Source organism: Streptomyces sp. NPDC029674, assembly GCF_044903205.1.
Classification (GTDB): domain Bacteria; phylum Actinomycetota; class Actinomycetes; order Streptomycetales; family Streptomycetaceae; genus Streptomyces.
Genome location: NZ_JBJDPY010000018.1, coordinates 106,098 through 120,147, shown reverse-complemented (window position 1 = coordinate 120,147; position 14,050 = coordinate 106,098). Strand labels below are relative to the sequence as shown.

10 protein-coding genes and 1 pseudogene are annotated in these 14,050 nt (G+C 70.8%); 2 read left to right on the top strand and 9 right to left on the bottom strand.

Translation table 11 applies throughout. The annotated features are described in order from the left end of the window. Entirely contained in the window at positions 1 to 162 is a 162-nt protein-coding gene (locus ACI2L3_RS33245; RefSeq protein WP_404756123.1) for a hypothetical protein, read from the top strand. A gap of 24 nt (positions 163 to 186) precedes the next feature. On the opposite strand, the gene pulA is transcribed toward ACI2L3_RS33245, so the two are convergent. The 7 genes and pseudogenes from pulA to ACI2L3_RS33210 all read right to left on the bottom strand — a co-directional run bounded on the left by pulA (position 187) and on the right by ACI2L3_RS33210 (position 10,452). Continuing rightward, positions 187 to 2,904, bottom strand: coding sequence for a pullulanase-type alpha-1,6-glucosidase (pulA, locus tag ACI2L3_RS33240; RefSeq protein WP_404756122.1), 2,718 nt, complete (start codon positions 2,902 to 2,904; stop codon positions 187 to 189). Positions 2,905 to 3,003: 99 nt separating this feature from the next. Beyond that, positions 3,004 to 4,401: pseudogene (locus ACI2L3_RS33235) on the bottom strand (alpha-amylase family glycosyl hydrolase); the annotation flags it as partial. Between the two features lie 100 nt (positions 4,402 to 4,501). Further along, positions 4,502 to 5,566, bottom strand: a complete 1,065-nt coding sequence (locus ACI2L3_RS33230; RefSeq protein WP_404756121.1) for a LacI family DNA-binding transcriptional regulator — start codon at positions 5,564 to 5,566, stop codon at positions 4,502 to 4,504. Further along, positions 5,554 to 7,218, bottom strand: coding sequence for a glycoside hydrolase family 13 protein (locus ACI2L3_RS33225; RefSeq protein WP_404756120.1), 1,665 nt, complete (start codon positions 7,216 to 7,218; stop codon positions 5,554 to 5,556). The genes ACI2L3_RS33230 and ACI2L3_RS33225 overlap by 13 nt, the downstream gene beginning before the upstream one ends. 56 nt (positions 7,219 to 7,274) lie before the next feature. Beyond that, a complete protein-coding gene (locus ACI2L3_RS33220; RefSeq protein WP_404756119.1) occupies positions 7,275 to 8,141 on the bottom strand; it encodes a sugar ABC transporter permease in 867 nt (288 codons plus the stop codon). 5 nt (positions 8,142 to 8,146) lie between these two features. Further along, positions 8,147 to 9,157, bottom strand: coding sequence for a carbohydrate ABC transporter permease (locus ACI2L3_RS33215; RefSeq protein WP_404756118.1), 1,011 nt, complete (start codon positions 9,155 to 9,157; stop codon positions 8,147 to 8,149). A gap of 20 nt (positions 9,158 to 9,177) precedes the next feature. Beyond that, a complete protein-coding gene (locus ACI2L3_RS33210; RefSeq protein WP_404756117.1) occupies positions 9,178 to 10,452 on the bottom strand; it encodes an extracellular solute-binding protein in 1,275 nt (424 codons plus the stop codon). 327 nt (positions 10,453 to 10,779) lie between these two features. Here ACI2L3_RS33210 and ACI2L3_RS33205 point away from each other — a divergent pair, with 327 nt between their 5' ends. Further along, positions 10,780 to 11,805, top strand: a complete 1,026-nt coding sequence (locus tag ACI2L3_RS33205) for a LacI family DNA-binding transcriptional regulator (protein ID WP_404756116.1) — start codon at positions 10,780 to 10,782, stop codon at positions 11,803 to 11,805. Between the two features lie 24 nt (positions 11,806 to 11,829). Here ACI2L3_RS33205 and rfbB read toward each other — a convergent pair whose 3' ends face one another. Next, on the bottom strand, positions 11,830 to 12,831 hold the full coding sequence (gene rfbB / locus ACI2L3_RS33200; protein WP_404756115.1) for a dTDP-glucose 4,6-dehydratase: 1,002 nt from the start codon (positions 12,829 to 12,831) through the stop codon (positions 11,830 to 11,832). Further along, a complete protein-coding gene (locus tag ACI2L3_RS33195; RefSeq protein WP_404756114.1) occupies positions 12,828 to 13,895 on the bottom strand; it encodes a glucose-1-phosphate thymidylyltransferase in 1,068 nt (355 codons plus the stop codon). The genes rfbB and ACI2L3_RS33195 overlap by 4 nt, the downstream gene beginning before the upstream one ends. Positions 13,896 to 14,050: the final 155 nt, after the last annotated feature.

The following is a 14,050-nucleotide window of genomic DNA, read 5'->3' as shown; positions in this document are numbered from 1 at the left end:
ATGAACCGCACGCCCGCGTCCAAGCAGCCGCCCGCCCCGCCGTTCTTCGAACTCCGCGTCGGCGGACTCCGCGTGACGATCCAACAGGTCCCCTACCGCCTGCTCACCCTCGCCGCCGCCGTGGCCGGGCCGCTCGTGGGCGCGACCTGGCTGGCGCGGTGACGGCGCCGCGGGCCCGAGGTCCGCTCAGCCGCGCCGGAAGACGGCGACCGTACGGGCGGGTACGGAGAAGGTGCCCGACGTCCGCTCGTACGTCGAGGACTTGACCTTCCGGTCGGCGCCGGACGCCTGGAGCGGGTGCAGAGCGTATCCGGCGCCCCGCACCGCGTCGACGCGCTGCCGCTGCTCCTCGGGGCTCGCGTTGAACACGATCACGAGGTCGCCCAGTTTCATCGTGATGACCCCGGGGGTCTCGGCCGCGGTGCCGGAGAGCGGGAACGACAGCGCCGACTGGACCTGCCCGGCCGTCGCCAGCGAGAACTCCGGCTCGGTCGTCCGTATCCTCAGCAGGTCCCGGTACGCGGCCGACGTGCCGTTGATCTCCGCGCAGGCGGGTGTCAGTGCCGCCGCCGAGGCCAGCAAAGGCTTCCCGTACGGCCACTTGGCCTTGTTGTCGGCGGCCGGGGGGAGGCCCCGGCCGAAGCCGTTGCCCGCGCGGCAGTCCCAGTGGATCGCGTTGAACCAGTCGCCGCTGTCGAAGGAGTTGCGGTCCAGGGACTTGGAGCGCAGCAGGTCCGTGCCGGCCTGGGAGAGCGCCGGGCCCTGGGAGAGCGCGGCCGTGGCCATCGCGAGGACCTGCATGCGGGCGCGGTCGGCCGTCGACGTGGTGGCGGGGAGCTTGAAGGCGAGCGCGTCGTACAGCGACTCGTTGTCGTGCGCGTCGGCGTAGGAGAGGGCGTCGCCGGGGGCCGCCGCGTATCCGGCCGGGGCGCCGTTGTAGTCGACGTCCGCGCCCTTGACCGTGCGGCCCGCCGAGTCCGTGAAGGTGAAGCCCGCGAGGTTGCCGGCGAGGCCGACCTTGATGAGGTCCTGGTAGTGGAGGAGGCGCGCCTTCTGTTCGGCCGGAGTGCCGTTCGTCTTCGAGGAGTTGGGGTCGGTGTAGAGGCCGCTGGCGAAGCCCTGCACGCCCGGGTCCTCGTCGAAGGGGCCGCCGCCGCGCAGCGCGTCGCGCGAGCGGTCGGAGAACGTCGCGACGCCGGTGCCCGCCATGTTCTTCTGGGTGGCCTGGACGAAGCGGGCGTCGTTCGCGACCTCGCCGAAGTTCCAGCCCTCGCCGTACAGAATGATGCTCTTCCCGTCGACGCCGTCCTTCGCCACGGTCAGCGCGTCGAGGGCCTTGCGGACGGCGAGGATGTTGGCCTTGGGGTGGTGCCCCATCAGGTCGAAGCGGAAGCCGTCGACCTTGTACTCCCTGGCCCAGGTGACCATCGAGTCGACGACGAGCTTGCCCATCATGGCGTTCTCGGGCGCGGTGTTGGCGCAGCACGTGGAGGTGGCGACCGAGCCGTCGGCCTCCAGGCGCTGGTAGTAGCCTGGCACGATCTTGTCGAGGACGGACTTGTCGGCCTGGCCGCTCGCGACGGTGTGGTTGTAGACGACGTCCATGACCGTGCGCAGACCGGAGCCGTTCAGGCCCTGCACCATCCTGCGGAACTCGACCGTGCGGCGGGTGCCGTCGGGGTCGCTCGCGTAGGAGCCCTCCGGGACGGTGTAGTGCAGCGGGTCGTAGCCCCAGTTGTACGCGTCCTTGGCGGCGTTCTCCGTGACGCACGCCTGCTGTTCCTCGGAGTCGGGGGCGTACGACGGCAGGTCGCAGTGGGGGCGGGACTGTCCGGACGCGCGCTCGGGGACGGTGCCGATGTCGAAGGCGGGCAGCAGGTGCACGTACGACGTGCCGGAGCGGGCGAGACGGCGCAGGTGCCGCATGCCGTCGGAGTTCTTCTCCGTGAACGCCAGGTACTTGCCGGGGTGGTCCGACGTGCGGTCGTCGACGGAGAAGTCCCGGATGTGCAGCTCCTGGATCTGCGCGTCGCGCAGGGGTGTCGCCTTGGGTTTGCGCAGCCGGGACCAGCCCTTGGGGGCGAGCTCCGGGTCGCCCAGGTCGACGGCGAGGCTCCGCTCGGAGTCGGTGGTGAGGGCCGTCGAGTAGGGGTCGGTGACCTTGTTGGTGACGACCTCGCGGACGCTCGGCGCCCACACCTTGACGACGTACCGGTAGACCTTGCCCGACCAGCTCCTCGGACCGGTCGCCGACCAGACCCCGGAGTCGCGGTCGCGGTGCATGCGAACGGTGCGGCCGCCGATGTCGAGGGAGACGTTCTGTGCGGTGGGGGCCCAGACGGCGAGGGTGACACGGCCGTGCGCGAACCGCGGGCCGAGGGCGGCCCTGGTGGCGGCCGCGCCGTACAGGTCGTCGAGGACGCCCTGGATCTGGACGCCGGTGGCGGCGCGCAGGGTGCCGTCGGCGGTCCGGGCGGTGGCGACGAGCTGACCGGTGAGGGCAGTGCGGATCCGGTCGCGGTCGCGGGGGTCGACGGTGAAGGCGGCGTAGCCCTTGAGGTGCGGGTACTTGGCCCGCTGGGCGTCGGTGAGGCCGCCGTCGACCGGGGTCAGGCGCAGCCGGTGCGCCTTGCCGTCGATGTCGCCGTCCTTGACGGTGAGGCCGCCGTGGGGTGCGTGGAGGAGTTCGTGCGCGGTGCCCGTGCCGGTGTCCCAGGCGAGGGTGGTCCTGTCGATCCACTGGGCCCGCGACTTCGACAGGTCGAGGCCGTCGGCCGGCGCGGCAGCGGCGGGCCGGGCCGGCGGGCCGAGCGGCGCGGCCGCGGCCGTCACGGTCAGGGGCGCGGTGGCGGCGAGCAGGGCGACCGCCACGGTGACGGCGGTGCGGCGCGGGGAGCCGGGCACGGTGGTTCTCCTTGAGGCGTGAGAGGCGTGGGAAGAAGGTGTGGCCGCCCGGCAGCGGGGACAAGGATGGGCCGGGCGGCCGGTCATGGGGGCTGCTCAGCAGCTCTTGGAGCCGGTGTGCAGCGCGAGCGCGGTGTTCGGGGCGACGGACGCGGTGAACTGCCCGGAGCCGTTGACGTCGACCTTCCTGCCGCTCTGCACATCGCAGTACGTGCCTGCCGCCAGGGAGGTCTGGAAGGTGCGGTTGACGGTGGAGCCCTCGTGGTTGATGACCACGTACGCCTTGTCGCCGCGGCCGAACGCGATGGCGTTGTTGCCGTTGTCCCACCAGTTGGTGACCGACGTGCCGCGCGCGGTGTTGCGGAACTTCACCATGCTGCGGATCTCCGGCCAGGCGTGCTGGCACTTCCAGCCGTCGCTGTAACAGGCCTTCACCTGGCCGCCGTCGGGCGACCCGGCGTCGTTGCTGCTGAACTCGTAGCCGGAGTGCACGTCGGGGGAACCATAGGGCCAGGCCAGCATGAAGACGTGCGCGAGGGTGTAGTTGGCGCCGTCCTTGTAGCTGAGGGTCTGCCCGTGGCGCTCGGTGTCGTGGTTGGCGACGAGCACCGCCGACTTGCTGCTCGGCAGGTACCCCCAGCCCTCGCCGTAGTTCTTGAGGTAGGCGAGCTTCTCGTTGTTGAAGACCCGCTTCAGGTCCTTGGCGTAGCGGAACTCCTGGGCGTCGCCGGTGGCGGTGTACTCGGCCGGGTCGACGGCCTCGCCTGCGCCGTGCAGCGTCTCCTGCTTGAAGTAGACGCCCGGGTTGCTCAGCCGGGATTTGATGTTCTTCAGGTCGGCCACGGGCATGTGCTTGGCCGCGTCGATGCGGAAGCCGTCCACGCCGAGCGAGAGGAGGTCGTTCAGGTACCCGGCGATGCGGCCGCGCACGTACTCCTCGCCGGTGTCGAGGTCGGCCAGGCCGCCCAGTTCGCAGTGCTGGACGTTCCAGCGGTCCTGGTAGTTGCTGATGTCGGCCTTGCAGTCGTCCATGTCGTAGGACGAGTAGGTGCCGGGGTAGTCGTACTTGGTGAAGCGGGAGCCCGCCGAGCCGGTGCCGTTGGCGTTGGTCATGTGGTTGATGACCGCGTCGGCGACGACCTTGACCCCGGCGGAGTGGCAGGTGTCGACCATGTTCTTGAAGTCCGCGCGGTCGCCGAGCCGGGTGCCGATCTTGTAGCTGACCGGCTGGTACGCCGCCCACCACGCCTCACCCTGGAGGCGCTCCTGCGGCGGCGACACCTGGACGTATCCGTAACCGGCCGGGCCGAGTTGGGTGGTACAGGCCCTGGCGACCGAGTTGAAGTTCCACTCGAAGAGCACGGCGGTGACGTCCTTGCCGCCGGGCGGGGCGGCCTGGGCCGCGGGCGCTCCGGCGACGACGCTGCCCGCGAGGCCCGCCGCCAGGGCGAGTGCGGTCGCGACGGGTCTGCGGCTCTTCATGGTGCGGCCGGACATGGGGTACCTCCTGGCGCGTTGGGGGAACCTTCAGCAAGTGCTTGCAGCAAGTCATCACAACTTGTTGCGGGTTGGAACGTATGGCGCCCCCACCCCTCGGTCAACCCTCTGGACACACTCCGGTTGATCCCCGTACGACAAGCTCGGGCTGGAACACGAACTCCGTGCGCTGCACGGGGTTTCCGTCGATCTCCTCGAGGAGCGCGCCCACCGCGGCGCTCGCCATGGCCTGCACCGGCTGGCGCACCGTGGTCAGCGGCGGGTCCGTGAAGGCGATGAGCTGGGAGTCGTCGAAGCCGACCACGGAGACGTCGCCGGGGACCGTGAGGCCGCGCTCGCGCACGGTCCTGACGGCGCCGAGCGCCATCAGGTCGCTGCCGCAGACCATCGCCGTGCACCCCAGGTCGAGCAGTGCGCCGGCCGCGGCCTGGCCGCCCTCGACGGTGAACAGGGTGCGCCGCACGAGCCGTTCGGCCTCCCCCTGTGCCAGGCCGAGCATGTCGTGCAGCGCCGCCGTGAACCCCTCCGCCTTGCGGCGCGAGGGGACGTACCGGGTCGGGCCGATGGCCAGGCCGATGCGCTCGTGCCCGAGGTCGACGAGGTGGCGCACGGCCATACGCACCGCGGAGCGGTCGTCGGGCGAGACGAAGGAGACCGGGATGTCCTCGTTGTAGCCGTTGACGAGGACGAACGGCACTTTGCGGTGGGCCAGTTCGCGGTAGCGGGAGGTGTCGGCCGTCATGTCGGCGTGCAGGCCCGACAGGAAGATGATGCCGCTGACCCCGCGGTCCTCCAGCTGCTCGACCAGCTCGTCCTCGGTGGCGCCGCCCGGCATCTGCGTACAGAGCATCGGGGTGTATCCGTGCCCGGCCAGCACCTGCTCGATGACCTGCGCGAAGGCGGGGAAGATCGGGTTGGTGAGCTCCGGGATGACCAGGCCGACGAGGCCGGCGCTGCGCCGCTTCAGCCGCGTGGGCCGTTCGTAGCCGAGGACGTCGAGGGCGGCGAGGACCCGGCGCCTGGTGCCGGTCGCGACCCCGGTCCTGCCGTTGAGCACCCGGCTCGCGGTGGCCTCGCTGACGCCGGCGTGGGCCGCGATGTCCAGGAGCCGCGGGGCGCCCCGGTGGGCGTCCCGCGGCGCGGGGGAAAGCGTCACACCGCCCACCAGACGGTGGTGTCGGCGGGCAGGGTCACGGCTCCGTCCGTGACCTGTGCCGGCCCGTCGGCGAGCTCGTCGCTGGCGAGCAGGACCCGGCCGGGCGCCGGGATCCGCACGGGTTCGGCGGTGGTGTTCACGGTGCACACGAAGCCCTCGCGGGCGAAGGCGAGCACGCCTTCGGGGGCGTCGAGCCACTGGATCGACTCGCCCGCGCCGAGCCCCGGCTCCGCACGCCGCACGGCGAGCGCGCTGCGGTACAGCTCCAGGGTCGAGCCGGGGTCACCGGTCTGCGCCTGCACGCTGAGCTCGCCCCACTCTGCGGGCTGCGGCAGCCAGCTGCCGCCCTTCCCGAAGCCGTACGAGGAGCCGTCGGTGGTCCACGGGATGGGCACCCGGCAGCCGTCCCGGAAGCCGTCCTGTCCGTCGGCGCGGACGAACGACGGGTCCTGGCGCACCTCGTCGGGCAGGTCGGTGACGTCGGGCAGGCCGAGCTCCTCGCCCTGGTACAGGTAGGCGGAGCCGGGCAGCGCCAGCATCAGCAGGGTCGCGGCGCGGGCGCGGCGCAGGCCGAGCTCGCGGTCCCCCGCGGTGCGCAGCTGGGTGCCCAGGCCCGGCGGGTTGGCGAGGCGGGTGGCGTGCCGGGTCACGTCGTGGTTCGAGAGCACCCAGGTGGCGGGCGCGCCCACGGGACGCATCGCGGCCAGCGACACGTCGATGACCTCGCGCAGCTCGCGGGCGTCCCAGGAGGTGCCCAAATACTGGAAGTTGAAGGCCTGGTGCATCTCGTCGGGGCGCACGTACTGGGCGGCACGCTCGACGGTCGGCGTCCACGCCTCGGCGACGAGGATGCGGTCGCCCGGGTACTCCTCGAGGACCCGCCGCCAGCTGCGGTAGATCTCGTGCACGCCGTCCTGGTCGAAGAACGGCATGGTGTCGTTGCCGAGCAGCTTGAGCTGGTCGTGGCTGCCGATGTCGGGGAGTCCTGCCTCCTTCACCAGGCCGTGGGCGACGTCGACGCGGAAGCCGTCGACGCCCATGTCGAGCCAGAAGCGCAGGATCGAGCGGAACTCGTCCTGGACAGCGGGGTGTTCCCAGTTGAAGTCGGGCTGCTCGGGGGCGAAGAGGTGCAGGTACCACTCGCCGTCGGGCACCCGGGTCCAGGCGGGGCCGCCGAAAATGGACTCCCAGTCGTTGGGCGGGAGTTCGCCGTGCGCGCCCTTGCCGGGGCGGAAGTGGTAGCGCTCGCGGAGCGGGGAGCCCGGGCCCTCGCTCAGCGCGCGGCGGAACCAGTCGTGGCGGTCGGACGAATGGTTGGGCACCAGGTCCACGATGATGCGCAGGCCGAGCTCGTGGGCGTCGCGGATGACCGCGTCGGCGTCCATGAGGCTGCCGAACATCGGGTCGATGGCGCGGTAGTCGGCGACGTCGTAGCCGGCGTCGGCCTGCGGCGAGGCGTAGAAGGGGCTGAGCCAGACGGCGTCGGCGCCGAGGTCCCTGAGGTACGGCAGCCGGCTGCGGATGCCCTCCAGGTCGCCCATGCCGTCGCCGTTGCCGTCGGCGAAGCTGCGCGGATACACCTGGTAGATCACCGCGCCGCGCCACCAGTCCGTGCGCGTCTCGGTGGCGGGGGCGGCAGGGGCAGCGAGATGCTGGGTCATGTCTTCCCTGGGGATCGAGTTGGTGGGGGCGGCGGGATGTCCCGGAACGGGTCGTCTCAGGACTTCGTCGCGCCCGCCGTCAGGCCGGAGACCAGGTGGCGCTGGGCGAAGCCGAAGATGATCGCGGCGGGCACCGCGACGATCACGGCGGACGCCGTCAGCGAACCCCAGTCGCTGGTGTACTGGTTGACGAAGGTCTGCAGGCCGCCGGCGAGCGTGAGGTTCTCCTCGCCGGTCATGAAGGCGGAGGCGTAGGCGACCTCGGCCCAGCCGGTGATGAAGCTGTAGAACCCGGTGACGGCGAGGCCCGGCTTGGCGAGGGGCACGATGAGCCGCCAGAAGGTGCCGAACGGGTTGAGTCCGTCCACCCGCCCGGCCTCGTCGATCTCGACCGGGATGGTGTCGAAGTAGCCCTTCATCATCCAGGCGCAGAACGGCACGGCGATCGTCAGGTAGGTGACGACGAGCCCGATGGGCTGGTTGAGCAGGCCGAGGTTGGCGAGCAGGTTGTACAGCGGCACGATGAGCACCGCGACGGGGAACATCTGGGTGATGAGGAGCAGCCACATCAGCGGCCGCATGCCCGGGAACTTGAAGCGGCTCACCGCGTAGCCGGTGGTGGCCGCGATGAAGACGCCGATCACCGTGGTGAGGCCCACCACGACGAGGGAGTTGAGGAGCCAGTTCGGGAACTCGGTGTCGTTCAGGACGTGGTCGTAGTTGCCGAGGGTGAAGTCCTTCACCAGGTCGGTGGAGAAGGCCTCGCTCTCCGGTTTGAACGACGTGACCAGGAGCCACAGCGGCGGCAGGACCGCGATGGCGCTGGCGAGCAGCAGGGTCGCGTGCAGGGCGACCGAGGCCAGCGGCCCGCGCTCGTCGCGCCCCCTGGCCTTCCGCCGCTTGTCCTTCGTTTCGGTCGGCACGGTGGTCACCACACCTCTCCCTGCTTGCGGAGCGCGCGGCGGTAGGCCACCGCGATGATCGACAGAAGGGCCAGGATGAGCACGCCCCAGGCCGCGGAGCCCGCGAAGTCGCGGGGACTGACGACGAACGAGAGCCGGTAGGCGTACGTCACCAGGATCTCGGTGGAGTCTCCTGGTCCGCCTCTGGTCAGCAGGAAGATCACCGGGAACATGTTGAAGGTCCAGATGCCGCTGATGAGGATGACCGTGCTGGCGACGGAGCGCAGTCCCGGCAGGGTGATGTGGCGGAAGCGCTGCCAGGGGCCGGCGCCGTCCATCTCGGCCGCTTCGTACAGCTCGCCCGGGATGGACTGCAGGCCGCCGAGCATGGCCACCAGCATGAACGGCACGCCGAGCCAGACGTTGACGGTGATCACCGAGAGCTTCGCCCAGGTCGGGTCGTTGAGCCACGGGACCGCGTCGATGCCGCCGCCCGCCAGGAGCTTGTTGAGCAGGCCCTTCTTCTCGTTGAAGAGGAGCCGCCAGGTGAAGACGGAGACGAAGGCGGGCACCGCCCACGGCAGGATCAGCGCCATCCGGTAGAGGGAGCGTCCCGCCAGCTTGCGGTTGAGCATCTGGGCGAGGGCGAGGCCGAGCACGAAGGACAGCGCGACGCAGGACACGGTCCACACGACGGTCCAGGTGAGCCGGTCCCAGAAGACGCCGTCGGACAGGATCGCCTGGTAGTTGTCGAGGCCTACGGACTCGTACGTGGCGGGGATGTCGTTGACACCGATGTGCCGTTCGACGTTCGCCTCGTTGGCGTTGGTCGTCGACAGGTACATGCCGCGGACCAGCGGGTAGCCGACGATCACGCCGATCACGATCACCACCGGGGCGACCATGGCCCACGCGTACCAATAGGTGGCGAACGCCCTGCGCAGCCGTCCCGGTTTCTCGGCGGGGCGGTGGCCGCGGCCGCGGATGCTCTGCACATCCGCGGCCTTCGCCACCGACCGGCCCGTCTCGACAGCCATGGGTCGGTCAGCCCTCCCTCTTACTTGTAGTCCTTGAGGAGCTTGCGGTAGGCGTCACCGATGCCCTTGGCGCCGTCCTCGGGCGAGGTCTTGCCGCTGAGCACCTTGCCCAGCTGCAGCCGGATCGGCTCGAAGAGCGCGTTGGCCTCCGGGATCCACGGCCGCTGCACGGACTTCTCCACGGCGGGCTTGAAGAACTGCACCATCTGGTTGTCCTTGACGGACTTCACGTCGTAGACGGAGGTGCGGGTCGGCAGCAGGCTGAGCTTCTCGGTGGTCTGCTGCTGCACCTTGGCGGAGCTCATGTACTTGATGAACTCGTACGACGCGTCGAGGTTCTCGGAACCGGCGTACGCGGCGAGGTTCCAGCCGCCCTGCGGGGCGCCCTGGCGCGCGCTGCCGCCCGGGGCCGGGGCGACGCCGAGGTTGCCCTTGTCGCCCTTGAACTCCTTGCCCTGCAGGGCGCCCTCGATGGACCAGGGGCCGTCGAGCGCCATCGCGACGTCGCCGTCCTTGAAGGCGTTGAGCTGGTTGTTGTAGCCGTCGCTCGCGTCGGTGACCGCCGCCTTGGAGTCGACGAGGTCCTTCATCACCGAGAAGGCCTCGGCGCCCTCGGGGTCGTCGACGGTGACCTTCTTGCTCTTGGTGTCCAGGAGGTCGCCGCCCTCTCCGTAGAGGTACGGGAGGTAGTAGTACGGGTCGTCGCCGCGGAGGTAGAGGCCGGTCTTGCCGGACTTGGACTTGATCTTCTTCGCGGCGGTCTTGACCTCGTCGAAGGTCTTCGGGACGTCGACGCCGGCGGCCTTGAGCATCTTCTTGTTGTAGAAGAGCGCGAGGGTGTCGATGGTCTGCGGCGCCGCGTAGGTCTTGCCCTTGAACTTGGTGCTCGCGGCGGCCTGCGGGAGGTAGTCGTCGGCCTTGTCGAGCGCGACGGTGTCGTCGAGCGGGGCGAGGTAGCCGAGCGAGGCGAAGTCCTGGGTCCAGGCGACCTCGGTGCGCATGACGTCCGGGGCGCCGGAGTTGCCGCCGGCGGCGTTCTTGAACTTGGCGTTGGCCTCGCCGAACGGCACGTTCACATAGTCGACCTTGACGTCGGGGTGCAGCTTCTCGAAGCCCTTGGCGAGCTGTTCGTAGGCGCCCTTCTCGGCGTCGTTCGAGGTGTCCCAGAAGGTGACGGTGCCGGAGAGCTCGCCGGAACCCTTCTTGCCGCCGCCGCTCTCGTCGTCGCTCCCGCAGGCTGCCGCTGTCATGGCCAGGGCAGCGATCAGCCCGGTGGCCGCTATGCCACGCCGCATGTGAACTCCTTCAACTGATCCCGGAATCACGGGGAGACGAAGAGGTGCCTCCTGCTGGCCGCTCTCGACGCGGCGCCGGGTTGCCAGGAACGTAACAGCGTTGGAATGCCGCCGAAAGACCTTGCGGCAAATTTCTGCAAGCGCCGGTGATCGTTACTTCTGTGTGTCCTTACCGTTGCCGGTACCGCGCTTGACACCGGCCCGGCACCGGCCCGGGGACACCTTGAGGGCGTGGAAGGCGACTGCAAGACTCTTGCAGGACAGCTCTTTCCGCAAGCTTTCACAGGCGGTGTGCAATCCCGTCGACGACAGGTACAGTCCAGTGCCATGACCGCACGGCTTGTCGACATCGCAGCTCACGCGGGGGTCAGTGAAGCCACCGTGAGCCGTGTCCTGAACGGCAAGCCCGGAGTGGCCGTGGCCACCCGTGAGGCGGTGCTCGCCGCCCTCGACGTGCTCGGGTACGAGCGTCCGGTGCGGCTGCGGCGGCGCAGCGCGGGCCTCATCGGCCTCATCACGCCCGAGCTGGACAACCCGATCTTCCCCGCGTTCGCCCAGGTCATCGCGCAGGCCCTGACCCGCCAGGGCTACACGCCGGTGCTCGCGACGCAGACGCCGGGCGGCTCCACGGAGGACGAGCTCACCGAGATGCTGGTGGACCGTGGGGTCAGCGGCATCATCTTCGTCTCGGGGCTGCACGCCGACACCACCGCCGACATGACGCGCTACGACGCGCTGCGCGCCCAGGACGTCCCCTATGTACTCGTCAACGGCTTCTCGCCGGACGTGAAGGCCCCCTTCGTCTCCACCGACGACCGCGCCGCCGTCCGGCTGGCTGTCACGCATCTGACGTCGCTCGGCCACACCCGGATCGGCCTCGCGGTCGGACCCAAGCGGTTCGTGCCCGTGGTGCGCAAGATCGAGGGGTTCCAGCTGGGGCTGCGCGAGCGGCTCGGTCTCGACGCCGAGGCGTCGGCCGGGCTGATCCAGCACTCCCTCTACACCCTGGAGGGCGGGCAGGCCGCGGCCGCCACCCTCATCGGCGACGGCTGCACGGCCGTCGTGTGCGCCAGCGACATGATGGCGCTCGGCGCCATCCGGGCCGCCCGCGACCTGGGCCTGAGCGTGCCCGGCGACATCTCGGTGGTCGGCTTCGACGACTCCCCGCTCATAGCGTTCACCGATCCGCCGCTGACCACGATCCGCCAGCCCGTGCAGGCGATGGGCCAGGCGGCGGTCCGCGCGCTCCTCGAGGAGATCGGCGGGACGCCCGCGCCGCACGGCGAGTTCGTCTTCATGCCGGAGCTGGTGGTGCGGGGCTCCACGGGGTCGGGGCGGCGGGGGCCGCGGTAGCCGGGCGGGTTCAAAGACAGGCTCTCAGGCCGCGACGAGCGGCTGCCACCAGGACGGGTGGTGTTCGTACCAGCGGGCCGTCTCGGCGAGCGCCGTGTCAAAGTCGACGGCCGGCCGGTAGCCCAGCTCGGTGCTGATCTTCGTGTGGTCGACGGCGTACCGGCGGTCGTGGCCCTTGCGGTCGGTGACATGCCTGATGCGGGTGGCGTCGGCGCCGCACAGCGCGAGGAGCCGCTCGGTCAGCTCCAGGTTGGTGAGGGAGGTGCCGCCGCCGATGTTGTAGATCTCCCCGCCCCGTCCCCTGGTGCGGACCAGTTCGAGCCCGCGGACGTGGTCGTCCAGGTGCAGCCAGTCCCGCACCTGGAGCCCGTCGCCGTAGACCGGGACGCTGCCGCCGCTCAGCAGTGAGGTCAGGAAGCGCGGGATGAGCTTCTCCGGGTGCTGGTGCGGGCCGAAGTTGTTGGAGCAGCGGGTGACGCGCACGTCCAGGCCGTGGGTGCGGTGCTGGGCCAGGGCGATCAGGTCGGCGGCCGCCTTCGACGCGGCGTACGGGGAGTTGGGGCGCAGCGGGTCCTCCTCGGTGGCCGCGCCCCGCGGGATCGATCCGTACACCTCGTCGGTGGAGACGTGCACGAAGGTGGTGACGCCGTGCCGGAGCGCGGCGTCGAGCAGTGTCTGGGTGCCGAGGACGTTGGTGCGGGTGAAGGCCGAGCCGTCCGCGATCGAGCGGTCCACGTGCGACTCCGCCGCGAAGTGCACCACCTGTCCGTGGTCGGCGGCCAGCTCGCCGACCAGCCGGGCGTCGCAGATGTCGCCGCGCACGAAGGTGAGGCCCGGGTGGCCGCGCACCTCGTCGAGGCGGCCCAGGCTGCCCGCGTAGGTGAGGCTGTCCAGGACGGTCACCTCGACGCCGGGCGGGCCGCCGGGGCCGAGGAGGGTCCGGACGTACGCGGAGCCGATGAAGCCGGCGCCGCCGGTGACGAGTATGCGCCGGCCGCGGCGGCCCGTGGGGTCGAAGTGGTTCATGAGGTCAATTGCACCTTGCTGTGGTCGCCGATGACGAGTCGGTGGGCCTGCGGCAGCCGGGGGGCGGGGGCCACGACGGCGCCGCGGCCGATGAGCGAGGACTCGATGCGGGACGCGCCCTCGACGTCGGCGCCGCGCAGCAGCACGGAATGGGCGATGGCGCTGTCCTCGATGCGGCAGTCCTCGCCGATGGCGGTGTACGGGCCGATGCTGGAGTTGCTGATGACGGTGCCCGCGCCGATCACCGCGGGGCCGACGATGCGGGAGCCGCGCACGACGGCGCCCTCGGCGAGCCGGACCCGGCCGAGGACGGTGCTGTCCGGGTCGACCTTGCCGTCGACGCGGCCCTCGATGCCGTCGAGGACCTGGCGGTTGACCTCCAGGAGGTCGTCGACGCTGCCGGTGTCGCGCCAGGGCCGGGTGGTCGTCTCGGCGCGCACCCGCAGGCCCCGGTCGAGCATCCACTGCACGGCGTCGGTGATCTCCAGTTCGCCGCGCACGGAGGGGCCGATCGCCCGGACCGCTTCGTGGATGTCCGGGCCGAAGGCGTACACGCCGATGAGCGCGAGGTCGCTGCGCGGCCGCTCGGGCTTCTCCTCCAGACCCACCACGTCGCCGTGCGCGTCGAGTTCGGCGACGCCGAAGGCCGACGGGTCGGCGACCGGGGTGAGCAGGAGGCGGGCGGCGGCGGGCCGGGCGGCCGCGCGCTCGGTGAAGCCGGCGAGGCCGTCCTGGAGGTAGTTGTCGCCGAGGTAGAGCAGGAAGTCGTCGTCGCCGAGGAACTCCCGCGCGATCAGCACGGCGTGGGCGAGGCCGAGCGGCCGCTCCTGGTGGAGGTAGCTGACGCGCAGGCCGAAGGCGCTGCCGTCACCGACGGCGGCGCGGACCTCGCCGCCGCGCCGGCCGACGACGATCCCGGCCTCCCGGATGCCCGCCGCGGCGATGGCCTCCAGGCCGTAGAAGAGCACGGGCTTGTTGGCGATGGGCAGCAGCTGCTTGGCGCCGGTGTCGGTGAAGGGGCGCAGCCTGCTGCCCGTTCCGCCGGCCAGGATCAGGGCCTTCAAGGAAGCCGCCCGCTGGGTGGGGCGGCGGCCTGGGGATGCGTTCTCACGGGTCCCTCCTCGCTTGCGAGGCCTCGACTCAAGCAGAGCCCCGCACACCACCGCAAGAGCGGACTGAAACTTTCAGCAATGTCTTGCCAATCTTGGGGCGGCTTTGT

What these genes read in the sequence shown, in the direction of transcription:
- ACI2L3_RS33245 (WP_404756123.1), top strand. Translation starts at nt 1, where the DNA reads ATGAACCGCACGCCCGCGTCCAAGCAGCCGCCCGCCCCGCCGTTCTTC.
- ACI2L3_RS33225 (WP_404756120.1), bottom strand. Translation starts at nt 7,218, where the DNA reads ATGACCCAGCATCTCGCTGCCCCTGCCGCCCCCGCCACCGAGACGCGC.
- ACI2L3_RS33215 (WP_404756118.1), bottom strand. Translation starts at nt 9,157, where the DNA reads ATGGCTGTCGAGACGGGCCGGTCGGTGGCGAAGGCCGCGGATGTGCAG.
- ACI2L3_RS33210 (WP_404756117.1), bottom strand. Translation starts at nt 10,452, where the DNA reads ATGCGGCGTGGCATAGCGGCCACCGGGCTGATCGCTGCCCTGGCCATG.
- ACI2L3_RS33205 (WP_404756116.1), top strand. Translation starts at nt 10,780, where the DNA reads ATGACCGCACGGCTTGTCGACATCGCAGCTCACGCGGGGGTCAGTGAA.
- rfbB (WP_404756115.1), bottom strand. Translation starts at nt 12,831, where the DNA reads ATGAACCACTTCGACCCCACGGGCCGCCGCGGCCGGCGCATACTCGTC.